Below are 25178 nucleotides of genomic sequence, written 5' to 3'. Positions count from 1 at the left end.
TTAAGGAGCCGCGTTCCATTCGCTACCACACGATATGGAGGCGGACCGTGCAAGGGTGGTAGACCGACCCACGAAGGACGCCGGCCAGGCCGAAGCCTGCCTCACACGGCCCGCCATAAATGCGCGAGAAAACAGCAGGCACAAAAAAAGCGCCTGCTCTCGACTATGGCGCTACCGCGCCTTCGTGTGAATCGGGCTACCACACCCGGTCACGGGATTTACCGTGACAGGGCGGACTGTAGCGCGGGTGAGGGGGAGAGGGCAAGGTGGGGAATTTGGGCGATATCGGTAGGAAGCGTGCGAATTAATGTATGGGTGAGCTGATATAGTGGTGTCTCTGGTCGTTATTTTTTATTAAGATTTTAATTGATCTTCTGGTGCGTCTTCCAATTTGTCGGGTTTTTTTTAACTTTCGGCTATATTGGTTTTGTGTGCTATTTCTATGCATCTTGTAAAGAAGGATTTTGATGATGACTTGTTCGAGAGGCCTGCAGGTACAACAGGCGAACTGTTTCTATAACTACACGGTAGGACTGGATGTTGCTGATGTAGATCTTATTAAGACAGCCAAGAAGATGATTAGGTCTGGTATCGTCAGAACTGTATGTTTCTCGGATTTGAAAGCTATTTATATTGATGAGCATGGTGAGATCCAGCTTGAATTGATTCAGCCACAAGGTCGCCAATGGGATAGTTGTTGGAGTATAAAATTTAGCGATGCTTTGCCGGAATGCGTTGCTGGTGATCTAGTTTTCTGTTTGGAACTTTCCTTTCATGAGCTGCGGATTAGTGGTTCTGAGTCTGCTCAGGTTTCGCCGTACTTACGCGCTGCTCTGGCTCCGTTCGTTCTGGAGCGTGAAGGTTTAAGTCTACCGATTTATCCATGGCTCAAGATTCATTCGAATGGCATTATGTCTATTTCTTTTCAGCTTGATGCAGTGTGGGCTGACCTCGCGGAAAATGAATTTATCAAAAGCGTAGTTAATTTATTTCAATGCTACTTTGAAAAGATATGGGTTCAGGCGAAGCTCCAGCGGATAGATGGTGAGCAACTTTTACCTTCTGCCTTTGAAGGGGTGGTTTCAATTGGTGGCCAAAAGATATCCGATAAAAACAGCCGAAAAATTATCAAGGATATGCGTAAAAAAGCGCGGGTAGTCCTTGAGGAGTCCCTTGGGAAAGAGGGGCGGCGTTTTGAACTGCACGGAGAAACATGGGTTCTTCATCAGATTGCTGGTTCCGAGGGGCAGGATGGGTGGGAGGCGACAATAGACCTCTGTCGATCTATTTATGTAAATGCAATTAAATCGCAAGTAGTCGCCGGAGGTAGGGGGAGTGCTGAAGGTGTAGGTGTTCAGTTATGGCAGGGGAGGCCATCAATATCTTTAATGCGATTTTTAGATCAGCCTCAAGTCAAGATGGATCTGTTTGACAGATATAGTGCATCAATATCCAGAATTTTGATGCGTTCTTCGGAGATGGATAATCCGCCACCGCTGCCGCCTGACTTACGCCCTTTTGAAGATTATTGTTTTCATGGGAATAGATCGTTATTGCTTTGGACTTGGTTGAGGCGGTCTAATGACCCTGAAGACGCTTGGGATGATGAAAATACTACAGCGAGGCTGTTGGAGAACCAAGCTAGGGCGGAACATTTTGAATATCACAATATGCTTATTTCTCGGGCGTGTGCAACGGCTAGCTCCCCTCCATCTGATGAATATCTTGTTTATGCTTACGAGACTCTGGCTTTAGCTGATTCTACGATCCATCAGTCAAGCCAAGCTGGAGAAATTACTGATGCACTTGAATACTTAATTGATGCAGCAGGGACAATGAGACTAATTTCCTCCGGCAAGGAGCAGGCAAGGTGGCATTTAGATGAGCGTCGCTTTAGAAACGAGATGCGTCGGTCTCGTATGGATCGCTGGTTGGCCGCTGTTTTCGGGTTCGTAGGCGCCGCAGGTCTGGCTGACTTATTCATGCAGCCGTTACTGAAATCGGCCTATCCTGATTGGGCCGATTGGCTCACTGGACTGTCTGCATTCGCTCTTGCATCATCTGTAGTTGGTTTTTTTGCTCTTCCTATATGGATCGCTAATAAAGTACAAAGAGAGTAATTTGTACTTCTTTAGCATTGGAAGGCGTACTCGCGAAGCAGTACGCCTTTTTTCTGGCTGGTGGACTGTTCGCTGGCGCTACGAGCGGTCGGCGTTCCGATCCACCCTACGCGTGCTCTCCCGGCAGCGGGCAGGGCTCGAATCTGCGACAATCTCGCCTTTGCCCTGATTGCCCGATCCAGATGACTGACCTCGCCACGCTGCAGAACAACCTCGACCACGTCATGATCGCCGAGCGGCATCGCTTGCGCCGGCAGTTGCATGAGCTGCAGAAGCACCCCGACGAGGCCAAGCTGGCGCAGTGGTTGGAGCGTTTTCAGGCGTCCAGCGACAAGGTGGCGGCGCGGCGCAGCAGCATCCCGGCGATGCGCTACGACGATGCGCTGCCGATTGCCGCCAAGCGTGACGAAATCAAGGCCGCGCTGGAGAAGAGCCAGGTGGTGGTGATCGCCGGTGAGACCGGCTCGGGCAAGACCACGCAGTTGCCGAAGATCTGCCTGGAGATCGGCCGGGGCGTGCATGGCCTGATTGGTCATACCCAGCCGCGACGGCTAGCGGCGCGTAGCGTGGCGACACGGGTGGCGGAAGAGATCGGTACGCCGCTGGGCGAGCTGGTCGGTTATCAGGTGCGCTTCGAGGATCAGAGCAAGGACGGCACGCTGATCAAGCTGATGACCGACGGTATTCTGCTCGCCGAAACCCAGCACGACCGCTTTCTGGAAAAGTACGACACCATCATCGTCGACGAGGCGCACGAACGTAGCCTCAACATCGACTTTCTGCTCGGCTACCTGAAGACCCTACTGCCGCGCCGCCCAGATCTGAAGCTGATCATCACCTCGGCGACCATCGATCTGGAGCGCTTTTCCAAGCATTTCAACGACGCGCCGATCATCGAGGTATCTGGCCGCACCTATCCGGTGGAAACCTGGTACCGCCCGCTGGCCGCCGAGGTGGACGAGGAGGGCGAGCGTCTGCTCGATGACCTGTCCATCGACCAGGGCATCCTCGCCGCGCTGGACGAGATCACCGAGCACGAGCGCAGCGTGGGCCAGCGCCCAGGCGATGTGCTGGTGTTCCTGCCCGGTGAGCGCGAGATTCGTGAGGCGGCGGAGGTGCTGCGCAAGGCCAATCTGCGTTTTACCGAGGTGTTGCCGTTGTATGCGCGGCTGACGCCGGCTGAGCAGCAGAAGATTTTCGCGCCCATGCCGGGGCGCAAGATCGTGCTGGCCACCAACGTCGCCGAAACCTCGCTGACCGTGCCGGGCATCCGCTATGTGATCGACAGCGGCACGGCGCGCATCAGCCGCTACAGCTACCGCGCCAAGGTGCAGCGCCTGCCCATCGAGCCGGTGTCGCAGGCCAGCGCCAACCAGCGCAAGGGCCGTTGCGGCCGGGTCGAGCCGGGCATCTGCATTCGTTTGTATAGCGAGGAGGATTTTCTCGGGCGCCCGGAATTTACCGACCCAGAGATTCTGCGCACCAACCTGGCGGCGGTGATCCTGCAGATGCTGCACCTGCGCCTTGGCAGCATCGAGGACTTCCCCTTTATCGAGCCGCCAGACGGCAAGGCGATCAGCGACGGCTTCAACCTGTTGCAGGAGCTGTCGGCGGTCAACCGCGAAAGCCAGCTCACGCCCATCGGCCGGCAACTGGCGCGCCTGCCCATCGACCCGCGCCTGGGGCGCATGGTGCTGGAAGGTGCCAAGCAGGGCAGCCTGGAGGAAATCCTCATCGTCGCTGCCGCGCTGTCGGTGCAGGACCCACGCGAGCGACCGATGGATCGCCAGCAGGCCGCCGACCAGGCCCATGCGCAGTGGAAGGATGTGGACTCGGACTTCGCCGCGCTGATCAGCCTGTGGCGCGGCTTCGAGGAAAAACGCCAGGAGCTGGGCAGCAACCCGCTGCGTACCTGGTGCAAGAAGAACTTCCTCAACTACATGCGCCTGCGCGAGTGGCGCGACGCGCACCGGCAACTGGTGCTGATCGCCCGTGATCTGCAGTTGATGGGCAAGGGCGGGCAGAACCGCTCAGAAGCGCAGGGCGAGCAAACAGCGAACACGCCGCAGCCGACCAAGGACACCCGCGTCAACGCCATCGCCCGTCAGCAGGCCGAGGCCAGTGAGGCAGCGGTGCGGGCGAAGAACTACGCCGCCGTGCACAAGGCGATTCTCGCCGGCCTGCTCAGCCAGATCGGCCAGAAGACCGAGGAGGGCGACTACCTCGGCGCGCGCCAGCGGCGTTTCTGGATTCACCCGTCCAGCGTGATCGGGCGCAAGAAGCCCAACTGGATCATGGCCGCCGAGCTGGTGGAAACCACCAAGCTGTTCGCCCGCATGGTGGCGAAGATCGAACCGGACTGGATCGAGCCGCTGGCCGCGCATCTGGTGAAGAAGAACCATCTGGAGCCGCACTGGGAGAAGAAGCGCGGCCAGGTGGTGGCGTTCGAGCAGGTCACCCTGTACGGCATGATCATCGTCGGTCGCCGCCCGGTGCATTACGGCCCCATCGACCCGCCGGTGGCGCGCGAGATGTTCATTCGCGAGGGGCTGGTGCGTGGCGAGATCAACAGCCGCGTACGCTGCCTGACCGCCAACCGCCAGTTGCTCGAACGCCTCGACGAGCTGGAGGCCAAATCGCGCCGCCGCGATATTCTCGCCGACGAGGAAACCCTGTTCGGCTACTACGACGCGCGCATCCCGCAGGACATCTACCAGGCCGCTAGTTTCGAGAGCTGGTACAAGAAGGGCAGCGCCGCCGACCCGCAACTGCTGATCATGCGCGAGGAAGACGCCCTGGCCCGCGATGCCAAGGAAGTCACCGCCGCGCAGTACCCGGACACCTTGCGCATCGGCGAGCTGCAACTGCCGCTGAGCTATCACTTCGAGCCCAACCATCCACGTGACGGTGTGACCCTGCGCGTGCCGGCGCCGCTGTTGCCGCAACTGCAGCCCGAGCGTCTGGAATGGCTGGTGCCGGGACTGTTGGAAGCCAAGTGCATCGCCCTGGTGCGCGGCCTGCCCAAGGCGCTGCGCAAGAACTTCGTGCCGGTGCCGGATTTTGTCGGCGCAGCGCTGGGCAAGTTAGTGTTCGGCCAGGGCTCGTTGCCGCAGGCTCTGGGCCAGGAGCTTTTGCGCATGACCGGCGCGCGGGTGTCCGACGAGGCCTGGGCGGAAGCAGCTGAAAGCATCGAAAACCACCTGAAGATGAATATCGAGGTGGTCGACGCTCAGGGCAAGTTTCTTGGCGAAGGCCGCGACCTGGCCGAGCTGACTGCGCGTTTTGCCGAAGCCAGCCAGGCTGCGTTGGCCATCCCGCAGCAGAGCGACAAGCCGAAAGCGGTGGAGGCCAAGGCCTTTGCCGAAGTGGCCGAGAAGGCCCAGCAGAAGATCGCCGGGCTTTCCATGACCGTTTACCCAGCATTGGTGGAAGAAGGCGGAGTGGTCAAGGAAGGGCGCTTCCCTACCCAGGCCGAGGCCGACTTCCAGCATCGCCGTGCATTGCAAAGACTGCTGTTGCAGCAACTGGCCGAGCAGGCGAAGTTTCTGCGCGGCAAGCTGCCGGGGCTGACCGAGTTGGGCCTGCTGTATCGCGATATCGGCCGCGTCGAGGCGCTGGTCGAAGACATCCTGCTCGCCAGCCTGGATGCCTGCATCCTTGAATGCGAAGCGACGTTGCCGCGCGACGGTGCGGCCCTGGCGCAACTGGCCGAGCGCAAGCGTGGCGACTGGACGGCGCATGCCGAACGCATCGCTCGCCAGGTGCTGGAAGTTCTCAAGCTCAACCACGGCCTGCAGAAACGCTTCAAGGGCAAGATCGACCTGGCCCAGGCCATGGCGCTCAACGACATCAAGCAGCAGTTGGCCAATCTGGTCTATGCCGGCTTCGTGCGCGAGACGCCGGGCGAGTGGCTCAAGGAAATTCCGCGTTATCTGAAGGCCATCGAGCAGCGCCTGGACAAGGTGGGCGCGCAGGTACAGCGTGACCGCGTGTGGACGGGCGAGCTCACAGGCTATTGGGAACAGTACAAGGCGCGTGCGGCTAAACATGCCCAGGAAGGCAAGCGTGACCCGCAGCTCACGCTGTATCGCTGGATGCTGGAGGAATACCGCGTGTCGCTGTTCGCCCAGCAACTGGGCACGAAGATGGCGGTGTCGGACAAGCGCCTGAGCAAGCAGTGGACGCTGGTTGAAGGTTGATGATCGGCGCTCGCCCCGGTGCAGGGGCGAGCCAACCACTGATAAATGCGGAAACCGAGAAAGATGAGCGCAAGTGAAGATAATTCCGGGCTGGGGCGCCGTGGCTGCCTCGGTCTGTTACTGGTCGGCCTGGCCTTTGTCGTACTGATTTTCGCCGGGCTGATCTACATCATGACTCGCCCGCAGGACAGCGAGATCGAAGCCGGCGAACGCGCAGCCATCGAGGCCTGCTGGAAGAGCGCACAGGCCACCGAGCGCAGCTTCACCGAGGAAAGTTGCCAGGAGATGGAGAAGCAGTTCCTGCGCAAGTTCGGCCATCAGCCATGAATCTGCTGCAACGCCTGCGCTTCAAGCATCTGGTGGTGGGCTTCTGCGTGCTGGCGCTGGGGAGCGTGGTACTGATCTGGTGGCTTAGCGGCGCGGCCTATCTGCGGCCCTACGCCGAGCAGACGGTGATCTTCGGTCAGGGCGAGTTGAAGCTGCCGCCTGAACTGGCTGGCCCTGGCCCCATTCGTGTGGTGCACTTCTGGGACCCGGATTGCCCCTGCAACGGGGAAACCGACGCGCACCTGCGTTACCTGATCGGACTGCATCGTAACGCTGATGTCGAGTTCTACAGCGTGCAGAAGCCGGGCAGCACAGGCGAGATAGCGCCGTTTCTGCGTGGGCGGATGAAGCCTCTGCCGGGTATCGAGGGCATGGAATCGCTGCCGGCCAGCCCGGCCCTGGCGATCTGGGATCGCGACGGCAAGCTGGCCTATGCCGGCCCCTACAGCGAAGGGTTGGTGTGCAACTCCAGCAACAGCTTCGTCGAGCCCGTGCTGGATGCGCTGACCCAGGGGCGCCATGTGTCGCTGGCCAGTGGGTTGGCGGTGGGGTGTTATTGCGCCTGGAAGTAGTGGCTTAGGCAGTAGGTAAAGCAATCGCGGCTGAAGCCGCTCCTACGGAATAGGGGGTAGGAGCGGCTTCAGCCGCGATGCTTTTGGCCGCGCTCAATTGCCCCGGATTGCATCCGGGCTACAACACCAGCCGCCTTCGGCCTCTACTTGACCCCGCTCTGCGCTCAGCCTTTCGCGAGGCTGACGCTCATCACCTGCGCATTCGAAAACCTCGAAATCTCCTCAATGTCAAGGCTGGCCGTGCGGTCAGCTGACGGCATCTTTCCTTGCAATGATTCCTGTCAATTTGCTGACAAACAGCTCTAAAACGGGCCTGTGATCATTTGTCGCACCCCTGCGATTCTTTGCTGGCTTCTTGCTGCAAAGTGTTTCAAATCTTTGCGTAAATGTTTCGAAATATGTCGCAGAGGTGCTGTAAGTTCGCTCATAAGTAGGCCGCTAACGAATTGAATGAGGCCTTTTTAGCCGGCAACATCGTCGAATCCCACGGTTTACCGCTTCGCTTGCACGGATGCTCAAGCTCTGAGTTCTCGCTGCCGGCCTTTGCTCGATGGGCCGCACGGCAACTGAAGCCGATTGTGGGGCTCACTCAGTTGAAGGTCGTGACATGAAAGAAGAGAAATACCATCGTTGTGTGCGCTGGCTGGTGATGGCGATTGCCTTCTCGGCGCTCGGTGGATGTGACTGGGCACTGTTCAACTCGAAAGGGCAGATCGGTGTCGAGCAGGGCAATCTGATCCTGATCTCCATCGGACTCATGCTGATCGTGGTGGTACCCGTGATCATCATGACCTTCCTGTTTGGCTGGCGTTATCGCGAGTCGAACGAGAAGGCCACCTACATGCCCGACTGGGCACATTCGCACAAGATCGAGCTGGTCGTCTGGGGCGTTCCCCTGATCATCGTCGCCGTTCTGGCGGTCATCATTTGGCAAACCTCGCATTCGCTCGACCCCTATCGCCCGATCGAATCGGACAAGCCGGCGCTGAACATCGAGGTGGTCTCGCTCGACTGGAAATGGCTGTTCATCTACCCGGATCAGGGCGTGGCCGTGGTCAATGAGCTGGTGATTCCGGAGAAGACCCCGGTGACCTTCCACATCACCTCCGACACGGTGATGAACGCGCTGTCGATCCCGCAGCTCGGCGGGATGATCTACGCCATGGGCGGCCAGCGCACCCAGCTCAACCTGATCGCCAACGAACAGGGCGAGTTCTTCGGCCAGTCCGGCAACTTCAGTGGCGAAGGCTTCTCGGCCATGCGCTTCACCACCCACTCGGTCAGCGACGACGCGTTCGCGCAGTGGGTCGACAAGGTCAAGCAATCGCCCGAGGTCATGGACTTCGCCGCCTTCAAGCAGGTGGGTGAGCCGGGCGAGATGATCAACCACCGCTATCCGATCTACCCGATCCGCTACTTCGGCCAGGTCGAGGCGAACCTGTTCAACAAGGTGATCGGGCAGTACGTGACCCTGAAAGATTCCCACAGCACGGCCATGCACGAAGCAGCGGAGGTGCAGGAGTGAATATGTTTGGAAAACTGACTCTGGACGCGATTCCGTACCACGAGCCAATCATCATGATCACCCTGGCCATCGTGGCGCTGGGCGGTCTGGGGCTGTTCGCGGCGGTCACCTACTTCAAGAAGTGGGGCTACCTGTGGAAAGAGTGGCTCACCTCGGTGGACCACAAGAAAATCGGCGTGATGTACATCCTCGTCGCGCTGGTCATGCTGGTGCGTGGCTTCGCTGACGCGATCATGATGCGCACCCACCTGGCGATGGCCCACGGTGACGGCCAGGGCTACCTGCCGCCCGAGCACTACGACCAGATCTTCACCGCGCACGGCATCATCATGCTGATCTTCGTGGCCATGCCACTGGTCACCGGCCTGATGAACATCGTCGTGCCGCTGCAGATCGGCGCGCGTGACGTGGCCTTCCCCTACCTGAACTCGCTGAGCTTCTGGCTGTTCGTCGGTGGCGCGCTGCTGATCAACCTGTCGCTGGGCCTGGGCGAATTCGCCAAGACCGGCTGGGTGGCTTATCCGCCGTTGTCAGGGATTCAGTACAGTCCCGGCGTGGGGATGGATTACTACATCTGGAGCATGCAGTTATCCGGCTTGGGCACGACGCTGACCGGGGTCAACTTCATCGCCACCATCCTCAAGATGCGTGCACCGGGTATGAGCCTGATGAAGATGCCGATCTTCACCTGGACCATCCTGGTGACCTGCGTGCTGATCTGCGGCGCCTTCCCTCCGCTGACCGCGACCCTGGCGATGCTGTCGCTGGACCGCTACCTGGATTTCCACTTCTTCACCAATGAACTGGGCGGCAACCCGATGATGTACGCCAACCTGTTCTGGATCTGGGGTCACCCGGAGGTGTACATCCTCATCCTGCCGGCGTTCGGTGTGTTCTCCGAAGTGGTGGCGACCTTCTCGCGCAAGACCCTGTTCGGTTATGCCTCGATGGTCTGGGCGACCGCGGCCATCGGCGTGCTGTCGTTCGTGGTGTGGCTGCACCACTTCTTCACCATGGGCTCTGGGGCCAGCGTCAACGCTTTCTTCGGCATCATGACCTCGATCATCGCCATCCCCACCGGGGTGAAGATCTTCACCTGGCTGTTCACCATCTTCCGTGGCCGTCTGCAACTGAACGCCATGACCTGGATGACCCTGGGCTTCCTCGTGACCTTCTCCATCGGCGGCATGACCGGCGTACTGATGGCGGTACCGGCGGCGGACTTCGTGCTGCACAACAGCCTGTTCCTGATCGCCCACTTCCACAACGTGATCATCGGCGGTGCGGTGTTCGGCTACCTGGCCGGCATAATCTACTGGTTCCCGAAAGCCTTCGGCTTCAAGTTGCTCGATCGTTTCGGCCGCTACTCGTTCTGGTGCTGGCTGATCGGCTTCTACTTCGCCTTCATGCCGCTGTACGTGCTGGGCTTCATGGGCATGACCCGTCGCCTCAACCACTTCGACAACCCGGCCTGGGTGCCGTGGGTGCAGGTGGCCGTGGTCGGCGCTGTGCTGATCGGTATCGGCATCGTGTTCACCGTGGTGCAGTTCGTCACCAGCTACATCAAGCGCAAGGAAAACGTCGACGTGAGCGGCGACCCCTGGGATGGCCGCACCCTGGAGTGGGCGACTTCCTCGCCACCACCGTTCTACAACTTCGCGGTCATCCCGACTGCGGACAAGATCGACGCCTTCTATGAGGCGAAGAAGAACGGTGTCGAGCTGATGCCTGCGCCAGAGCACTACGAGCCGATCCACATGCCGAAGAACACCGGCAACGGCCTGGTGGTGTCGGCGTTCGTCATCGCCTTCGGCTTCGCCATGATCTGGCACATCTGGTGGCTCGCCATCGTCGGTCTGGTCGGCGCCGTGGTCAGCTTCATCGTGCGTTCCTACGACGAAGACATCGACTACTACGTGCAGCCCGAAGAGATCGCGCGAATCGAGCAGGCGCACCACCAAACCAAAGCCAACGCAGTCGTACAGGCCTAACCATGACCGCTTACGAACCCCATTTTCCACATGACGCTCATGGCCACGGCCATGAGCACCACCACGACACCAGTGGGATCAAGCTGTTCGGCTTCTGGGTCTACCTGATGACCGACCTGCTGATCTTCGCCACGGTGTTCGCCACCTTCGCGGTACTCAGCAACTCCTTCGCCGGTGGCCCCACCGCCAAGGAAATGCTCGGCGGCGGCCTGCATCTGGTGCTGGTGGAAACCTTCGCACTGCTGTTTTCCAGTATCACCTACGGCATGGCCATGCTCGCCACCTACCGTGGCGACAAGGGCGCGGTGCTGCGCTGGCTGGGCATCACCTTCCTGTTCGGCGTAGCCTTCATCAGCATCGAACTGTACGAGTTCCGCCACCTGATCCATGAAGGTGCCGGGCCGCAGGTCAGCGCCTACTGGTCGGCGTTCTTCACCCTGGTCGGCACCCACGGCCTGCACGTCAGTGCCGGTCTGCTGTGGATGCTGGTGCTGATGTTCCAGGTTGGCAGCCGTGGCCTGACCGACACCAACAAGACCCGCGTCGGGCTGCTCAGCCTGTTCTGGCACTTCCTCGATGTGGTGTGGATCTGCGTGTTTACCGTCGTCTATCTGCTGGGGGTGCTGTAAATGGCTCACCAAGACAATCACGCCGCCCACGCCGTGGGCTTCAAGGATTACCTGACCGGTTTCGTCCTGTCGGTGATCCTCACCGTGATCCCTTTCATGCTGGTCATGCATCCTGAAGTGCTGGGCCTGAGCCGTGGCGCGACCCTGATCACCGTGGTGCTCTTCGGCCTGGCGCAGGTGCTCGTGCACCTCGTGTACTTCCTGCACATGAAGACTGACGCGGAAGGCCGCTGGAACGTCGTTTCGATGATCTTCACCGTGCTGATCATCGCGTTCGTGGTCGGCCTGTCGGTCTGGATCATGTGGAGCATGCACTATCACATGATGATCAACTGATGCTGGCGCTCCTGAAGCAGTACCTCAACCTCGCCAAGCCGGGCATCGTCTTCGGGAATCTGATTTCCGTGACGGGCGGTTTCTTCCTGGCTTCGCGCGGCGATGCAAACCTGGCGCTGTACTTCGCGACAGCGCTGGGGGTTTCCCTGGTGATCGCCTCAGGCTGCGTGTTCAACAACTACATCGATAGGGACATCGACCAGAAGATGGAGCGCACGCGCAATCGAGTCCTGGCGCAGGGGCTGGTATCTCCTGCGCACGCCATCGTCTATGCGTTCGCGCTCGGGGTAGCCGGGGTGGCCGTGCTGTACGCCGCCACCAATACCCTGGCGGTGATGCTGGTGCTGATGGGCTTCGTGGTCTACGTCGGCCTCTACAGCCTGTGGCTCAAGCGTGGCTCGGTGTACGGCACCCTGGTCGGCAGCCTGTCCGGGGCGGCTCCGCCCGTGGTCGGCTACTGCGCGGTGAGCAACGAGTTCGATGCCGGCGCCGCCATCCTGTTGTTGATCTTCAGCCTGTGGCAGATGCCGCATTCCTATGCCATCGCCATCTTCCGTTTCAATGACTACCAGGCCGCGAACATCCCGGTGCTGCCCGTCATCAAGGGGATCTCGGCTGCCAAGCGGCAGATCGTGCTGTACATCGCTGCCTTCGTGGTCGCGACCCTGATGCTGACGCTCAGCGGCTATGCCGGCTACAGCTACTTCGTGGTCGCCGCACTGAGCGGTGTCTACTGGCTGTGGATGGGCGTGTCGGGCTACAAGGCCGCCGATGATCGAGTGTGGGCGCGCAAGCTGTTCACCTTCTCCATCGTCACCATCACCATGCTCAGCGTCATGATGTCGGTGGATTTCATCTCCTCGCCCGAACAGGTATTGGTGACCTCCATCAATCACCTGTGCAGCCAGTTCGCCGGCAGCGCGCAGGGCATCTGTGCGGTGGTCGCCGGTATCTGATCTTGGCTCCGTGGGTGGGGCTTGAGCCGCGACTGTCGCCGCTGAAGCGCCTCCCACGGGTTTCTGTCGCAGGTTGGCGGTCGCTCTTTACATCCACCCTAAGGCAGCACCTTAAGCTTCGGCCAAGTCGCCAGCCAGTTCTTGTCGCGCAGTCTTTGCTGGTAAATCGGCTGCTTTTCATCCTTGAATCTCCCCGCCGGTCGCACCACGAGGTCGAACAGGTCATCGAGGCCCAGCGGTGCAGCGACCTCCAGCCTGTCCTGGCCATCGAGCCTGACGCCCACCGCAGTCGCGGTCTCCGGCCAGTACCGCATCGCCTCGGTCGCCGAGGCGTAAGGCGCATCATCATTGCGCAGGTGCATGCGTGCCTGATTCTTCACCGACCACTGCAGCGATTCGTCCCGGTGGCGCAGGATCGTCTCCAGCTCAGCATCGCGAGTAGGGGAGGGCTGACGACGGTCGAACCAGATTACGTCGATATCTTCTGGTAGCGGCGAGGGCGTGCGTTGGTGCAGATGGTCCCAGACCGCACTGCGCACGAAACCGGCGGCCACCCAGCAATCGGGCAAGTCGAGCCCGCGCACCTGCTGCAGGATGCGCAGGCGCCGAGGGTCTTCGGCAATCAGGGTCTGGAGGCGAGCAACGAGGTTCATGCGCGCAGCCTATCAGTGGTGCCTGTTGCCGCTCCACAACGAAGGAGCGGCTTCAGTCGCGATTGTCGCCGTACTGAAGCGCTTCAGATACTGCGCTGATTGACCCGCTGCGATAGCGCCTCGGCCGACTCCTTGCGCTCGGAGTAACGGTCCACCAATTCGGGGTGGTCGCGCAGTAGCCAGGTGAAACGCACCAGCTCTTCCATCACGTCCACCAGGCGGTCGTAGTAGGGCGATGGCTGCATGCGGTCGTCATCGCCGAATTCGAGAAAGGCCTTGGGCACCGAGGACTGGTTGGGGATGGTGAACATGCGCATCCAGCGGCCGAGTACACGCAATTGATTGACCACGTTGAACGACTGCGAGCCGCCACAGACCTGCATCACCGCGAGGGTCTTGCCCTGCGTCGGGCGTACCGCGCCCACGGCCAGCGGCACCCAGTCGATCTGCGCCTTGAATACCGCCGACATGGCACCGTGGCGTTCCGGCGAGCACCACACCTGGCCTTCAGACCACTGCATCAGGTCGCGCAGTTCCTGCACCTTGGGATGCTCGACCGGGGCGTCGTCCGGCAGTGGCAGGCCGGACGGGTCGAAGATGCGCGTCTCGCAGCCCAGATGCTGCAGCAGGCGCGCCGCTTCCTGCACCAGCAGGCGGCTGAACGAGCGCGGCCGGGTGGAGCCGTACAGCAGCAGAATGCGCGGTGCTGGTGCCGAGTCGCTGCGTTGGGCCGGCAGCAGGCCTAGGTCGAGATTGGGTAGTTCGTCGTTCATGCGCGCGTCCTCACTCCTGGCCGATACGGTTGAGCGCCTGCTGCAGCTCGTCGCGGCTCATGTCCGCCAGGGGCAGGGCGAGGAAGGCGCGGCAGCGTCGTTCGATATGTGCCAGGGTGGCTTGAAAGGCGGCGTCGATGCTGGCCTCGTCGCCTTCCACATGGGACGGATCTTCCAGGCCCCAGTGGGCTTTCAGCGCCGGGCCGAAGTACACCGGGCAGGCTTCGCCGGCCGCCTTGTCGCAGACGGTGATGACGATATCCGGCGGGCAATCTTCGAAGGCGTCGTTGCCCTTGCTGCTCAGGCCCTCGGTGTCGATGCCGGCGTCGCGCAGCGTTACCAGCGTACGCGGCAGCACCTCGCCGCGCGGGAAACTGCCGGAGCTGACTGCCTGGTGCTCGCTCGGCGCCAGGTGGTTGAACATGGCTTCGGAAAGGATGCTGCGGCAGCTGTTGGCCGTGCACATGAACAGGACTTTCATCTTGAAGGCTCCAGGTCAGAGGCTCAGGCGCAGGGCCAGGGCCGAAAGGGTAAGCAGTAGTACCGGCAGGGTGAGCACGATGCCGACCTTGAAGTAGTAACCCCAGGTCACACGGATGCCCTTGCGCGCCAATACGTGCAGCCAGAGCAGGGTGGCCAGGCTGCCGATGGGGGTGATCTTCGGCCCCAGGTCGCAGCCGATCACGTTGGCGTAGATCATCGCCTCACGCACCGCGCCACTGGCCTGGCTGGCGTCGATGGCCAGCGCCCCGATCAGCACGCTGGGCATGTTGTTCATCAAGGATGACAGCAACGCGCTGAGCAGGCCGGTGCCCAGCGCCGCGCCCCAGATGCCGTAGCCGGCGAAGGTGTCGAGCAGGTGGGTCAGCTCGGCGGTCAGGCCGGCATTGCTCAGGCCGTACACCACCAGGTACATGCCGAGGGAGAAGATCACCACCTGCCAGGGGGCCTCGCGCAGGACCTTGCCGGTGGCGATGCGTTTGCCACGCGCGGCGACCGCGAACAGCAGCGCGGCACAGGCTGCCGCCACGGCGCTGATGGGGATGCCCAGCGGCTCCAGGGCGAACAGCCCGAACAGCAGCGCGAGCAGCACCGCCCAGCCGACCTTGAAGGTGCTGAGGTCGCGGATCGCCTGGCTCGGCGCCTGCAGCGCCGTCACTTCATAGCGCGCCGGAATGTCGCGGCGGAAGAACAGCCACAGCACCAGCAGCGTGGCGGCGACGCTGACCAGGTTCACCGGCACCATCACCGCGGCGTAGGCGCCGAAGCCGATGTCGAAGTAGTCAGCCGAGACGATGTTGACCAGGTTGGACACCACCAGCGGCAGACTGGCTGTGTCGGCGATAAAGCCGGCGGCCATGACGAAGGCCAGGGTCGAAGCCGGCGAGAAGCGCAGCGCCAGCAACATGGAAATCACGATGGGAGTGAGGATCAGCGCCGCGCCATCGTTGGCGAACAGTGCCGACACCGCCGCGCCAAGCAGGATGCTGAAGGCGAACAGGCGCGCGCCGCTGCCGTTGGCCCAGCGCGCCACGTGCAGCGCCGCCCATTCGAAGAAGCCGGCCTCATCGAGCAGCAGGCTGATGATGATCACGGCGATGAAGGTCGCCGTGGCATTCCACACGATGTCCCACACCGTGGGAATGTCGGCCAAGCTGACCACGCCGGCGGCCAGGGCCAGCACGGCGCCGAGCGAGGCGCTCCAGCCAACGCCGAGGCCTCTGGGTTGCCAGATGACCAGAATCAGGGTGAACAGGAAGATGGCGACGGCGATCAGCATGCGGTGTACTCAGCAGCAGGTGGCGAGGCGAGCAGGGCGGTCGCCCATGTTGGCGAGGCGGCTGGCGTCCTGCTCCAGCCAGGTGCGGTTGGCGGCCAGGGTGGCGGCCAGTACATCGCGCACCCATTGCGGCAGATCGGGCGCAAGACGGTAGTAAACCCATTGGCCCTGGCGACGATCCTGCAGCAGGCCGCTGCTGCGCAGTTGCGCCAGGTGGCGGGAGATCTTCGGCTGGCTGTCGCCCAGCGCGCAGACCAGCTCGCACACGCACAGCTCGCTCTGCTCGGCGATCAGCAGCACGGCGCGGGCGCGGGTTTCATCGGCCAGGGATTTGAACAGCGCGGGTGGGGAAAGGTGGTCGGACATTGGGCAGGTCTTTATATGCGGGTTGTCGAATATACGGAAATCCATATGTTCTAGGCAAGCTGGTGGTGGTTTTGGGCGGCTTTGCACTACAGTCCCCGAGTCAGGGCACCTCTAAAAACTACCTGCGTTGCCATCGCTGCGTTAAAAACAGGCTCAAAATGCTCATTTACAACTCGTAAACTGCGCTTTTTCGCCTGTTTTTGCCTTGCGCTGACTGCCTCGCCTACGTTTTTAGAGGCGCCCTCCGGTCGCCGGGACGGACTTTCCCGGCCAGAGATTTTCAAGGGAGGCGCTGGATGCGTTTACCGCGCATGCGCAACGTGATGGCCTGGACGCTGGTAGTGCTGTTGTTGATCGTGGTGGCCTTGCTCGGCATTCGTATCGCCGGGCTATCGTCATTGCCCGAACTGGAACCCTGGCACCGCCTGGTGCCGCAGGAGCTTGAGGTCAGCGAGCTGGACGAGGGCGACTGGCAGACCTACGTGGCTGCCGAGGCGGCGCTGTTCGAGCGTTTGCAGCGTGAGCTGATCGAGCCGGTCACGGCCTCCGGCACGGCGGCCTATAGTCGCTATGCCAGCAACAGCCCGGTCTACCCCGGCAATCTGCCGCGTGACTGGAACCGTTCCTTCATCCTGCCGCCGCTGGGCTCGGCGCGTGGCGTGGTGGTGTTGCTGCACGGTCTGACCGACTCGCCCTACAGCCTGCGCCATATCGCCCAGCACCTGAGCGAGCAGGGCCTGCTCGCTGTGGTGCCACGCATGCCCGGCCATGGCACGGTGCCGGCGGCGCTTACTGCTGCGCACTGGGAACAATGGCTGGCCACCACGCGCCTGGCTGTACGCGAAGCGCGGCGCCAGGTGCCGGGCGGGCCGCTGTATCTCGTTGGCTATTCCAATGGCGGGGCGTTGGCACTGCGCTACAGCCTGGCGGCATTGGCGGACGAGCGCCTAGCCATGCCGCAACGCCTGGTGCTGATCTCGCCGATGATCGGCGTCACCAGCTACGCTCGCTATGCCGGGCTGGCGGCCTTGCCGGCGGTTCTGCCGGCCTTCGCCAAGTCGGCGTGGATGAACGTGCTGCCGGAGTTCAATCCGTTCAAGTACAACTCCTTCCCGGTGCACGCGGCGCGGCAGACCTACGAGCTGACCCGCGAGGTGCAGAGTGCTTTCGACGCCGCCGAGGCCGATGGCCGTCTGGCTCGACTGCCGCCGGTGCTGGCCCTGCAATCACTGGCCGACAACACCGTGAGCACGCCAGCGGTGGTGCACCAGTTGTTCGAACGCTTGCCGGCCAACGGCAGCGAGTTGGTGGTGTTCGATATCAATCGCTCGCAGGCGGCCAGTTCGCTGCTGCGCACGGATATGAGCGGGTTGCTGGAGCAATTGCTGCCACCGGCCGCACGTGACTTTGATCTGACCGTGGTTGGCGTGGCGCCGGATCAGGGGCGTGCGGTGGAGGCTCGTCGTATCGCCGCAGGCAGCCAGCAGATGCAGCGCATGTCGCTGGGGGTGGACTACCCGAGTCAGCTGTTTTCGCTGTCGCACGTGGCCTTGCCGTTTCCGCCCAGTGATCCGCTGTATGGCAGTGATCCGGTAGCGGGCGAGGACTATGGCGTGGCGCTGGGTACGCTGGCGCCGCGCGGTGAGCACGGCGTGCTGGTGGTGGGGCTGGACAGCCTGCAGCGGGCGACGTCCAACCCCTTCTACGATTACCTGCTGCAGCGTATCGACGAGGATCTGCGCTGAGCCTTACAGGCGGAAACGGCCCACCAGCCCGTCCAGTTGGCTCGACAGCGCCTGCAGGTCGCTGCTGGCCTGGTTGAGCTGGTCGGCGATATGGGTGGTGCCGACGGTCAGCTCGTTGATGTCGACGATATTGCGGTTGATGTCCTCGACCACGCTGGACTGCTCCTCGGTGGCGGTGGCGACCTGAATGTTCTGATCGCTGATCTGGCCGATATGGCTGTTGATCTGCTCCAGCGCCACCGATGCCTTGCTCGCGTACTCCACCACCAGCGCGCTCTGCCGTTGCCCCTTGGCCATGGCCTCGACGGCCGAGCGGGATTCGTTCTGCAGACGGTCGATGACCTGCTGGATTTCCTCGGTGGAGGCGCCGGAACGGCTGGCCAGGGTGCGCACCTCATCGGCTACCACGGCAAAGCCACGGCCCTGTTCGCCTGCACGCGCGGCTTCGATGGCGGCGTTGAGGGCGAGCAGGTTGGTCTGTTCGGAAATGCTGCGAATGGTGTTGAGCGTGGTGCTGATGGCGTCGGTCTGCGCCGCCAGCGCGCCGATGACCCTGGCGGCCTGCTCCAGCTCACCGTTGAGCGCATCGACCTGCTGCTGCGCCTGGCTGACCACCGCGCCGCCGTCACGGGCATGCTGGGTCGCTTCGCGTGCCACATCGGCGGCATTCTCGGCATTAAGGGCGATTTCGTTGACGGTCGAGCCCAGTTCGTTGATGGCGGTGGCCACCTGCACCGTGCGGTCGCTCTGCGCCGTGCAGTTGCTCTGGGTCAGACGCGCGCGCTCGGCCACGTCGCGGGCCATACCGGACAGCTGGCGCGAGTTGTCGGCGAGCTGGCGCATGGCGCCGTGCACCTTGTCGATGAACTGGTTGAAGCTGCGGGCGATCTCCGCCAGCTCGTCCTGGCCGGGCAGGTCGATGCGGGTGTCCAGTGCCAGGTTGTCGGCGGCCTGGCCCAGGCTGTTCTGCAGTACGGCGACGCGGCGGCGCAACTGGATGACGATCAGCCAGGAAATGATGATCGACACCAGCAGGCCGGTGGCGATGATACCGATCTGGCGGGTCAGGCCTTCTTCATAGCTTTTGCTGCTGTGTTCGTTCTGTTGCTCGGCCTGTTTGAGCAGGGCATCGAGCAGGTCGTTGGCGCCCTGACGCATCACGCCGTAGGTCTTGGCGTACTGGTCGCGATAGATCTGTTGCGCCTTGGCCATGTCGCCCGCGTCGAAGGCGGCGAGCATCGGATTCAGCTCGTTGCTGACCATGGTCTCGAACTGATCGAGCAGTTGCTGCGCCTGCGCCTTGCGTTCCGGATTGACCTGGGCGGCCACGGCCTGGCGCATGGCTTCGCGCATGCCGGGGATGTCTTCGTTGCGGGCGTCCTGCACACGGGATTTGACGCCGCGCTCGTCGCGCAACGGGGTGTCCTGCAGCAGCATCATGTCGATGCCCACGCGCATGCGCGGGATGCGCGAGGCGGCTTCAGCCATGGCGCGCATCGGCGCGGCGGTATTGAGGTAGAGCACCTCCGTATCCCGGTGCATGCTGGACATGCTGCTCAGGCTGGTCAGCGCTACCAGCAACAGGGCAATGCAGGGGATGGCCACCGCGATGATCAGGCGGGACTTCAGGGACAGGGCATCGAGGCTCATGGAAAGGCTCCGGTTCGAGGGCATAAGCGGCGCGCAGCATGCCGGTTTGGCGCCGCCTTTGCTATATCGGCAGCACCGGCCCGGAGCATGAGGGGCAAACTCGCTTAAATCTGGTGCATGGACTGGAGCTTGTCGAGTTCGGTGCTCGATAAGCCATGCGCCGCAAGAGAGGGCTTGCGGCGCATTCAGACTCAGGCTTGCAGCAGCGCATCCAGCTTGCCGCCACGCTCCAGCGCGGCGAGATCATCGAAGCCACCGACATGCTGCGCGCCGATGAAGATCTGCGGCACGCTGCGGCGCTTGCTGCGCTGTAGCATTTCCGCCAGACGCTGCGGTGAGCTGCCCACGTCGATTTCCTCGTAGGCCACGCCCTTGCGGGACAGCAGCGCCTTGGCATTTACGCAGTAGGGGCAGTGGCCGGTTGTGTAAAGAGTGACGGCTTGCATGGTGCACCTCCTGTCTCGTCAGACGGCTACGGGCGGAAAGTCGACAACGGTTTCGGCCAGGTTGTTGAGGTAGTTGGTCAGCGTCATCAAGGCGACGTTGGCTACCACTTCGACGATAGCGGCGTCACTCAGCCCAGCTTCGCGTGCAGCCTGCAGTTGCGCATCGCTGATGCGGCCGCTGCTGTCGATGATCTGTCGGGTCAGGCGCGCCACGGCATCGAACTCGCCGTCGCGGGCGCTGCGAATGTCCGCCTCGCTCAAACCGGCCTTGCCGGCGAACAGGGTGTGTGCGGCCAGGCAATACTCGCAGCCGTTGACCTGCGAGCTTGCCAGCGCGACCACTTCGCGCGCCTTGGCATTCAGCGTGCCCTTGCCTAGGGCCTGGGACAGCGCCAGGTAGCCGCTCAGCGCGGCTGGGGCATTGGCCAGGGTAGCGAAGGTGTTGGGGATGAAACCGAGGCCCTTGCGGATACCTTCCAGTTGCGCCTGGGCGCTGGCGGCGGTTTGTTCGAAGGGCAGTGTGGCGATACGAGTCATGGTGATTCTCCAGTCTTGGGTGGGGAGCTTGTCGTTCAAGCCTGGAGCCAGATTAGTGAAATGAGCTGGCCTTTCGGATTCAGATCGTCGATGTTATGCGACAGATCGTCCAAGAGTGCGAGATGACCATGGATCGCCTGTCCAGCCTGCTGCATCACTTCAATCTGCACGCCAGCACCTTCCACCGCGGTGGCTTCTACGGCACCAGCAGCCATGGCAAGCATGAGCCGCATGGCTACATTCACCTGCTGCGTGCCGGGCGCATGAGCTTTCGCGAAGGCGACGGCCGCGAGCTGCGTCTGCAGGAGCCGAGCCTGATGCTGGTGGCCAGGCCGCGCCTGCACCAGATGACGGCCAGCGAGGCCGATGGCGCCGAGTTGGTCTGCGCCACCTTGGCCTTCGATGGCGGTATCGACAATCCGCTGTCGCGGGCATTGCCCGGCGCCATCGTCAAACCGTTGCGTGAACTGCCGAGCCTGAGCGGCTGCCTGGACTGGCTGTTCGCCGAAGCGGCAGGGGAGGATTGTGGGCGCGAACTGGTGCTCAACCGCCTATTCGAGCTGATGGTTATCCAGCTGCTGCGGCACTTGATGAACAGCCGCGAGCTGGCCTCGGGGATGATGGCCGGCCTGGCCGAACCGCGCCTGGCACGCGCGCTCAATCAGCTGCACGAGAAACCGCAGCATGGCTGGTCGGTGGCCGAACTGGCGGCGTTGGCCGGTATGTCGCGCGCCAGTTTCGCTGCGCACTTTCACCAGGTGGTGGGTGCTACGCCGGCCGATTATCTGGTGGGCTGGCGTGTCAGCCTGGCGCAGAAGCGCTTGCGAGAAGGCCGGCCCATGGCGCTGATCGCCGATGAGGTTGGTTACGAAAGCCCTTCGGCGCTGGCGCGCGCGTTTCGCCGCAAGGTGGGGGCGAGTCCCAGCGAGTGGCTGCGTCAGGTCGCTCAATAGGCGAAGTGGGCGATGGCTTGCCTGACTCTGTTCAGCGCGTCTTCCAGTTGCGCCAGGGTGACCGAGCCAAGGGCCAGGCGCAGCGCATGGGGCACCTGCTCCGAAGTGCTGAACGGCTCAGCGGTGGAGACCGCCACCTGCTCGTGCAGCAGGCGCGCCACGACCTGATCGGCGCGCACCTCGGCCGGCAACGGCAGCCAGAGGAAATAGCCGGCCTCATGGCCGATCGGTTGCAGGCCGTCCAGCACGCGCCGAGCCAGTGCTTGCCGACAGCGGGCGTCCTCGCGTTTCTGCGCTTGCAGGCGGGCCAGTGTGCCGTCTTCGATCCAGGCGCAGACCAGCGCCGTCATGATGCCCGGGGTGTTCCAGGTGCTGGCGCGGATGCTGCGCTCCAGTGCGGCGACCCAGACGGCAGGCGCAGTCAGGTAGCCAACCCGCAAGCCGGTGGAGATGTTCTTCGAGAAGCCAGATACATGAACTGTGCGTTCGGGCGCCAGGGCGGCCAGTGGTGCTGGCGCCGAGCTGGCCAGGAAGGCGTAGGCGGCATCCTCGATGATCAGCAGGTCGTGCTCGCGGGCGATATCGATCAGGCGCTCGCGCTGCGACCGGTCGAGTACCCAGCCCAGTGGGTTATGCAGGGTCGGCATGCTGTAGATCGCTCGTACCCGGCGCGTTCTGCACCGCGCCGCCAGGGCAGCGAAATCGGGGCCGCTGGCGTCGCAGGGCAGTGCCAGCAACTCCACGCCGCGCGCGGCGGCGGCCGCCTTGAAACCGGGGTAGGTAAGCGCATCGACCGCGACCACGTCACCGGGTTTGAGCAGGGTCTGCAGGGTCAGCGCCAGACCGTGTTGGGCGCCGTTGACGATCAGCACCTGTTGCGCCGTGACCGGGAGCCCCTGATCCGTCAGGTGCCTGGCCAGCAATGCCCGCTCATGGGGGCGCCCGGCATGCGGCTGGTAGCGCAGCAGTGCTTCCAGATCCCCGGACAATGCCAGCTGGCGCAGGGCCTGGCGCAGCAGGTCGGCCTGGCCCGGCAACGTGGGGTAGTTGAAGTTGAGGTCGAGCATGCCACCCTCGGTCGCCGGCTGGTCGATACCGTGGCCAGGCGCCAGGCTGGTCTCACGCACGAAGGTGCCGCGTCCGGTTTCTCCACTCACCAGGCCCATGGCGTGCAGCTCGGTGTAGACCCTGGACGCGGTGACCAGGGCGATGCCGTGCTGTGCGGCCAGTTCGCGGTGCGTGGGCAGGCGTGTGCCGGGCGCGAGCGCGCCACAGCGGATGTCGGCGGCCAACTGATCGACCAGTTGCTTGTAGCGCGTGCGGGGCATGGGTTGTATCCATGACAATTATTTGATTGTCATGGTCATTGCCCCGAAGCTGCGTGGCAACCCGTTTCATGACAGGAGCCGCCATGCACATCGCCATTCTGACCTTCGAAGGGTTCAACGAACTCGACTCGCTGATCGCTTACGCCATTCTCAACCGCATCCGCCAGCCGGACTGGTGCGTCAGCATCGCCAGTCCGGCTGCGCGCGTGACATCCATGAACGGGCTGGTGATCGATAGCCAGATCGACGTGCAGCAGGCATGCGCGGCTGATGCGGTTATCGTCGGCAGTGGCATGCGCACCCGTGAGGTGGTGGCGGATGAAGCGCTGATGGCGCAACTGCGCCTCGACCCGGCGCGCCAACTGCTGGCGGCGCAGTGTTCCGGTACGTTGGTACTGGCCAAGCTCGGCTTGCTCGACGGCGTTGCCGCCTGCACCGACCTGACCAGCAAACCCTGGGTGCAGGAGGCAGGTGTGCAGGTGCTCGATCAGCCGCTGTTCGCCCGTGGCAATGTCGCCACGGCGGGCGGCTGCCTCGCGTCCACTTATCTCGCCGCCTGGGTTATCGCCCGTCTGGTCGGCCTCGACGAGGCGTGCCAGGCGCTGCACTACGTGGCGCCGGTTGGTGAGAAGGCGCAGTACCTGGCGGGGGCGTTGGCGGCGATCGGCCCTTATCTTCAAGGCCGTACAGAGGCGTGACGAGTTCGTGCATCGTGGCAAGCTGTCGTACCATCGCCGACTGACCCCGCCACGAGCCTTCGCGCATGTTCGAAATCCAGCCCATTGACCCCGCCTACTACCGCCAGCAGACCCGTCGCAGTACTGCGGTTATCGCGGTCATCTTCGTGGCGCTGGCCATGCTCTGCGCCACGCTGAGTACGCAGGTGTTCGGCACGCTCGGTGGCGACAACTTCAAATGGAACCTGCTCGGTGTGGTGGTGGGGCTCGGCCTGACCATCGTCCTGGTGCGCCAGCAACTCTGGTCAAGACCGTTCATGGCGCCGGCCGTCTACGGCTGGCGGCTCAAGCGCAGCCTGATGCGCGTCACCAATGTCATGCATCACGTCAAGGCGGGCGTGGCGCAAGGGGATGACGGCGCGATGAAGTTGCTGCGTTTCTATCATTTGGGGGTAACCCAGATGCACCAGCTCGACGGCAACTCCAGCGAGCTGAGCCAGATGGTGCGCGAGATCGATAGCCATCGTGAGGCGATGGAGCAGCAGGGGCTGGATATCGAGCAGACGTGGCTCGACCTGGCCTGGCTGGAGCAGGTGAAGGCGTTCAAAGCGGCCTGATCAGTTGTCCAGCGACAACTCCAGCGTCTGACCTTGCCAGATGCCCTGGCGGCGGCGCGCAATCACGAGGCAGTCACCCGTGCCGACTGCATTTACCACCTGTCGCCCACCGGGCGCCCAGAACGCGCTGCGCCCGGCGCAGGCCCAGCCGCCGGAAGGACCGCCGTGGTTGGCCATCAACACCCCGAGGGACAAGTCACGGGCATAGCCTTCGAGCAATTCGCTGTCATGCGGGTAACCGTTTTCGCTGATCAGCACACTGGTCGCGTAGATCCCGGCGCCGCGCTCGACGGCAGCCCTGGCATGGCTGGCGTGGGCGAAGTCCGCACAGATCGACAGGGCGATGCGCTCGTCGCCGAGGTGCTGCGGCGCACCGCCGGTGCCTGGGCTGAACACTCGCTCTTCACCCGCATGCAGGTGCTGCTTGGTGTAGATGGCCTGCGAGCCATCGGCGCCGCATAGCACTGAGCCGATCAGGACGGCGTCGCTTTCGGCTGTTCGCAGCGGCAGGCCGACCGCCGTGGTCATGCGCAGCTGCTTGGCCAATGTGCGCAAAGGTTGCAGCAGGGCAGTGTCCGTCGCCTGCGCCAGTTCGCGTGCCAGCGAGGGCTCGTAGCCGGTCAACGACAGTTCGGGGAACAGCAGAAAATCGATGCGCTGCTCGGCGGCGAGTCGCATGACCTGCAGGTGGCGCTGGAGGTTGGCGTGGAGGTCGCCGGCGATGGCGCAGTATTGGGCGGCGCAGAGATCGAGGTCGGTCATGGGGCTTGCTGTCACTTTGGGTTGCGACAGTAGAGCATGGATTGCTGTTGAAGACCTTGCGTGTGCTGGCAAGCGCAAGGCTCACGTCGGCATCGATGCGAAGAGTCATCATGACCTTTATTTAGTCTTTATGACTTCTTTATGGCGTAGTCATTAAAACTTATCTGATTTTATCTTGTTGTTTTTTAAGTAAAAAATATATGGCACGGAAACTGATTTGCTCCAGGTGCAATGCC

23 protein-coding genes and 1 pseudogene are annotated in these 25178 nt (G+C 62.4%); 13 read left to right on the top strand and 11 right to left on the bottom strand.

The annotated features are described in order from the left end of the window. Positions 1 to 470 precede the first annotated feature (470 nt). The 9 genes from CDO35_RS22830 to cyoE all read left to right on the top strand — a co-directional run bounded on the left by CDO35_RS22830 (position 471) and on the right by cyoE (position 12655). Positions 471 to 2120 (top strand): hypothetical protein, encoded by a 1650-nt coding sequence (locus CDO35_RS22830; RefSeq protein WP_143507356.1) that lies wholly within the window; start codon positions 471 to 473, stop codon positions 2118 to 2120. Positions 2121 to 2302: 182 nt separating this feature from the next. Next, positions 2303 to 6319 (top strand): ATP-dependent RNA helicase HrpA, encoded by a 4017-nt coding sequence (gene hrpA / locus CDO35_RS20890; protein WP_099526519.1) that lies wholly within the window; start codon positions 2303 to 2305, stop codon positions 6317 to 6319. Positions 6320 to 6382: 63 nt separating this feature from the next. Further along, entirely contained in the window at positions 6383 to 6646 is a 264-nt protein-coding gene (locus CDO35_RS20885; protein WP_099526518.1) for a hypothetical protein, read from the top strand. Continuing rightward, complete coding sequence (locus CDO35_RS20880) at positions 6643 to 7218, top strand: DUF6436 domain-containing protein (protein WP_099526517.1); 576 nt, start codon at positions 6643 to 6645, stop codon at positions 7216 to 7218. Before CDO35_RS20885 ends, CDO35_RS20880 begins: the two co-directional genes overlap by 4 nt. A gap of 607 nt (positions 7219 to 7825) precedes the next feature. Beyond that, on the top strand, positions 7826 to 8743 hold the full coding sequence (gene cyoA / locus CDO35_RS20875; RefSeq protein ID WP_099526516.1) for a ubiquinol oxidase subunit II: 918 nt from the start codon (positions 7826 to 7828) through the stop codon (positions 8741 to 8743). Positions 8744 to 8745: 2 nt separating this feature from the next. After that, on the top strand, positions 8746 to 10734 hold the full coding sequence (gene cyoB / locus CDO35_RS20870) for a cytochrome o ubiquinol oxidase subunit I (RefSeq protein WP_059391862.1): 1989 nt from the start codon (positions 8746 to 8748) through the stop codon (positions 10732 to 10734). A gap of 2 nt (positions 10735 to 10736) precedes the next feature. Continuing rightward, positions 10737 to 11363, top strand: coding sequence for a cytochrome o ubiquinol oxidase subunit III (cyoC, locus tag CDO35_RS20865; protein ID WP_099526515.1), 627 nt, complete (start codon positions 10737 to 10739; stop codon positions 11361 to 11363). Then, complete coding sequence (gene cyoD, locus CDO35_RS20860) at positions 11364 to 11699, top strand: cytochrome o ubiquinol oxidase subunit IV (protein WP_099526514.1); 336 nt, start codon at positions 11364 to 11366, stop codon at positions 11697 to 11699. It abuts the gene before it with no gap. Next, positions 11699 to 12655 (top strand): heme o synthase, encoded by a 957-nt coding sequence (cyoE, locus tag CDO35_RS20855; protein WP_099526513.1) that lies wholly within the window; start codon positions 11699 to 11701, stop codon positions 12653 to 12655. Before cyoD ends, cyoE begins: the two co-directional genes overlap by 1 nt. Positions 12656 to 12753: 98 nt before the next feature. On the opposite strand, the gene CDO35_RS20850 is transcribed toward cyoE, so the two are convergent. The 5 genes from CDO35_RS20850 to CDO35_RS20830 form a co-directional block, all read right to left on the bottom strand. Continuing rightward, entirely contained in the window at positions 12754 to 13308 is a 555-nt protein-coding gene (locus tag CDO35_RS20850; protein ID WP_099526512.1) for a nucleotidyltransferase family protein, read from the bottom strand. A gap of 83 nt (positions 13309 to 13391) precedes the next feature. Further along, a complete protein-coding gene (gene arsH, locus CDO35_RS20845; protein ID WP_099526511.1) occupies positions 13392 to 14081 on the bottom strand; it encodes an arsenical resistance protein ArsH in 690 nt (229 codons plus the stop codon). Between the two features lie 10 nt (positions 14082 to 14091). After that, complete coding sequence (locus CDO35_RS20840; RefSeq protein WP_099526510.1) at positions 14092 to 14562, bottom strand: arsenate reductase ArsC; 471 nt, start codon at positions 14560 to 14562, stop codon at positions 14092 to 14094. A gap of 15 nt (positions 14563 to 14577) precedes the next feature. Next, positions 14578 to 15861, bottom strand: coding sequence for an arsenic transporter (locus CDO35_RS20835; protein ID WP_099526509.1), 1284 nt, complete (start codon positions 15859 to 15861; stop codon positions 14578 to 14580). Between the two features lie 9 nt (positions 15862 to 15870). Then, on the bottom strand, positions 15871 to 16227 hold the full coding sequence (locus CDO35_RS20830; RefSeq protein ID WP_099526508.1) for a metalloregulator ArsR/SmtB family transcription factor: 357 nt from the start codon (positions 16225 to 16227) through the stop codon (positions 15871 to 15873). A 296-nt stretch (positions 16228 to 16523) separates the two neighbouring features. Here CDO35_RS20830 and CDO35_RS20825 point away from each other — a divergent pair, with 296 nt between their 5' ends. Next, the gene (locus tag CDO35_RS20825; protein WP_099526507.1) at positions 16524 to 17972 is read left to right on the top strand and encodes an alpha/beta hydrolase; all 1449 of its coding nucleotides are present in this window, start codon (positions 16524 to 16526) and stop codon (positions 17970 to 17972) included. Positions 17973 to 17975: 3 nt separating this feature from the next. On the opposite strand, the gene CDO35_RS23350 is transcribed toward CDO35_RS20825, so the two are convergent. From CDO35_RS23350 to CDO35_RS20810, 4 genes and pseudogenes are all read right to left on the bottom strand, one after another. Next, positions 17976 to 18776: a methyl-accepting chemotaxis protein gene (locus tag CDO35_RS23350; RefSeq protein ID WP_425048550.1), complete on the bottom strand. Its 801-nt coding sequence runs from the start codon at positions 18774 to 18776 to the stop codon at positions 17976 to 17978. 57 nt (positions 18777 to 18833) lie between these two features. Next, a pseudogene (locus tag CDO35_RS23345) lies at positions 18834 to 19622 on the bottom strand (MCP four helix bundle domain-containing protein); the annotation flags it as partial. 191 nt (positions 19623 to 19813) lie between these two features. Continuing rightward, a complete protein-coding gene (gene grxC / locus CDO35_RS20815; protein WP_099526505.1) occupies positions 19814 to 20068 on the bottom strand; it encodes a glutaredoxin 3 in 255 nt (84 codons plus the stop codon). An 18-nt stretch (positions 20069 to 20086) separates the two neighbouring features. Then, on the bottom strand, positions 20087 to 20605 hold the full coding sequence (locus CDO35_RS20810) for a carboxymuconolactone decarboxylase family protein (protein ID WP_099526504.1): 519 nt from the start codon (positions 20603 to 20605) through the stop codon (positions 20087 to 20089). A 122-nt stretch (positions 20606 to 20727) separates the two neighbouring features. Between CDO35_RS20810 and CDO35_RS20805 the strand changes: the two genes are divergently transcribed. Next, positions 20728 to 21558 carry an AraC family transcriptional regulator gene (locus CDO35_RS20805; RefSeq protein WP_099526503.1) on the top strand — a complete coding sequence of 277 codons (831 nt, stop codon included), beginning with the start codon at positions 20728 to 20730 and terminating at the stop codon, positions 21556 to 21558. Here CDO35_RS20805 and CDO35_RS20800 read toward each other — a convergent pair. After that, positions 21552 to 22886 (bottom strand): aminotransferase-like domain-containing protein, encoded by a 1335-nt coding sequence (locus CDO35_RS20800; protein ID WP_099526502.1) that lies wholly within the window; start codon positions 22884 to 22886, stop codon positions 21552 to 21554. The two genes, CDO35_RS20805 and CDO35_RS20800, sit on opposite strands and share 7 nt — an antisense overlap. 83 nt (positions 22887 to 22969) lie before the next feature. Between CDO35_RS20800 and CDO35_RS20795 the strand changes: the two genes are divergently transcribed. Together CDO35_RS20795 and CDO35_RS20790 are read left to right on the top strand one after the other, a co-directional pair. Next, complete coding sequence (locus CDO35_RS20795) at positions 22970 to 23584, top strand: DJ-1/PfpI family protein (RefSeq protein ID WP_099526501.1); 615 nt, start codon at positions 22970 to 22972, stop codon at positions 23582 to 23584. Positions 23585 to 23649: 65 nt separating this feature from the next. Continuing rightward, positions 23650 to 24180, top strand: a complete 531-nt coding sequence (locus CDO35_RS20790) for a DUF3087 domain-containing protein (RefSeq protein WP_099526500.1) — start codon at positions 23650 to 23652, stop codon at positions 24178 to 24180. On the opposite strand, the gene CDO35_RS20785 is transcribed toward CDO35_RS20790, so the two are convergent. After that, entirely contained in the window at positions 24181 to 24942 is a 762-nt protein-coding gene (locus CDO35_RS20785; protein ID WP_099526499.1) for a carbon-nitrogen hydrolase family protein, read from the bottom strand. Positions 24943 to 25178: the final 236 nt, after the last annotated feature.

Source organism: Pseudomonas sediminis (assembly GCF_002741105.1).
GTDB classification, from domain to species: domain Bacteria; phylum Pseudomonadota; class Gammaproteobacteria; order Pseudomonadales; family Pseudomonadaceae; genus Aquipseudomonas; species Aquipseudomonas sediminis.
Note: the sequence above shows the minus strand (reverse complement) of the source record. Positions and strands in the feature narration are given on the sequence as shown.

Excerpts from the sequence above, each read along its gene's own strand:
- CDO35_RS22830 (WP_143507356.1), top strand. The coding sequence starts at position 471 with ATGACTTGTTCGAGAGGCCTGCAGGTACAACAGGCGAACTGTTTCTAT.
- hrpA (WP_099526519.1), top strand. The coding sequence starts at position 2,303 with ATGACTGACCTCGCCACGCTGCAGAACAACCTCGACCACGTCATGATC.
- CDO35_RS20885 (WP_099526518.1), top strand. The coding sequence starts at position 6,383 with ATGAGCGCAAGTGAAGATAATTCCGGGCTGGGGCGCCGTGGCTGCCTC.
- CDO35_RS20880 (WP_099526517.1), top strand. The coding sequence starts at position 6,643 with ATGAATCTGCTGCAACGCCTGCGCTTCAAGCATCTGGTGGTGGGCTTC.
- cyoA (WP_099526516.1), top strand. The coding sequence starts at position 7,826 with ATGAAAGAAGAGAAATACCATCGTTGTGTGCGCTGGCTGGTGATGGCG.
- cyoB (WP_059391862.1), top strand. The coding sequence starts at position 8,746 with ATGTTTGGAAAACTGACTCTGGACGCGATTCCGTACCACGAGCCAATC.
- cyoC (WP_099526515.1), top strand. The coding sequence starts at position 10,737 with ATGACCGCTTACGAACCCCATTTTCCACATGACGCTCATGGCCACGGC.
- cyoD (WP_099526514.1), top strand. The coding sequence starts at position 11,364 with ATGGCTCACCAAGACAATCACGCCGCCCACGCCGTGGGCTTCAAGGAT.
- cyoE (WP_099526513.1), top strand. The coding sequence starts at position 11,699 with ATGCTGGCGCTCCTGAAGCAGTACCTCAACCTCGCCAAGCCGGGCATC.
- CDO35_RS20850 (WP_099526512.1), bottom strand. The coding sequence starts at position 13,308 with ATGAACCTCGTTGCTCGCCTCCAGACCCTGATTGCCGAAGACCCTCGG.
- arsH (WP_099526511.1), bottom strand. The coding sequence starts at position 14,081 with ATGAACGACGAACTACCCAATCTCGACCTAGGCCTGCTGCCGGCCCAA.
- CDO35_RS20840 (WP_099526510.1), bottom strand. The coding sequence starts at position 14,562 with ATGAAAGTCCTGTTCATGTGCACGGCCAACAGCTGCCGCAGCATCCTT.
- CDO35_RS20835 (WP_099526509.1), bottom strand. The coding sequence starts at position 15,861 with ATGCTGATCGCCGTCGCCATCTTCCTGTTCACCCTGATTCTGGTCATC.
- CDO35_RS20830 (WP_099526508.1), bottom strand. The coding sequence starts at position 16,227 with ATGTCCGACCACCTTTCCCCACCCGCGCTGTTCAAATCCCTGGCCGAT.
- CDO35_RS20825 (WP_099526507.1), top strand. The coding sequence starts at position 16,524 with ATGCGTTTACCGCGCATGCGCAACGTGATGGCCTGGACGCTGGTAGTG.
- CDO35_RS23350 (WP_425048550.1), bottom strand. The coding sequence starts at position 18,776 with ATGGCCCGCGACGTGGCCGAGCGCGCGCGTCTGACCCAGAGCAACTGC.
- grxC (WP_099526505.1), bottom strand. The coding sequence starts at position 20,068 with ATGCAAGCCGTCACTCTTTACACAACCGGCCACTGCCCCTACTGCGTA.
- CDO35_RS20810 (WP_099526504.1), bottom strand. The coding sequence starts at position 20,605 with ATGACTCGTATCGCCACACTGCCCTTCGAACAAACCGCCGCCAGCGCC.
- CDO35_RS20805 (WP_099526503.1), top strand. The coding sequence starts at position 20,728 with ATGACCATGGATCGCCTGTCCAGCCTGCTGCATCACTTCAATCTGCAC.
- CDO35_RS20800 (WP_099526502.1), bottom strand. The coding sequence starts at position 22,886 with ATGCCCCGCACGCGCTACAAGCAACTGGTCGATCAGTTGGCCGCCGAC.
- CDO35_RS20795 (WP_099526501.1), top strand. The coding sequence starts at position 22,970 with ATGCACATCGCCATTCTGACCTTCGAAGGGTTCAACGAACTCGACTCG.
- CDO35_RS20790 (WP_099526500.1), top strand. The coding sequence starts at position 23,650 with ATGTTCGAAATCCAGCCCATTGACCCCGCCTACTACCGCCAGCAGACC.
- CDO35_RS20785 (WP_099526499.1), bottom strand. The coding sequence starts at position 24,942 with ATGACCGACCTCGATCTCTGCGCCGCCCAATACTGCGCCATCGCCGGC.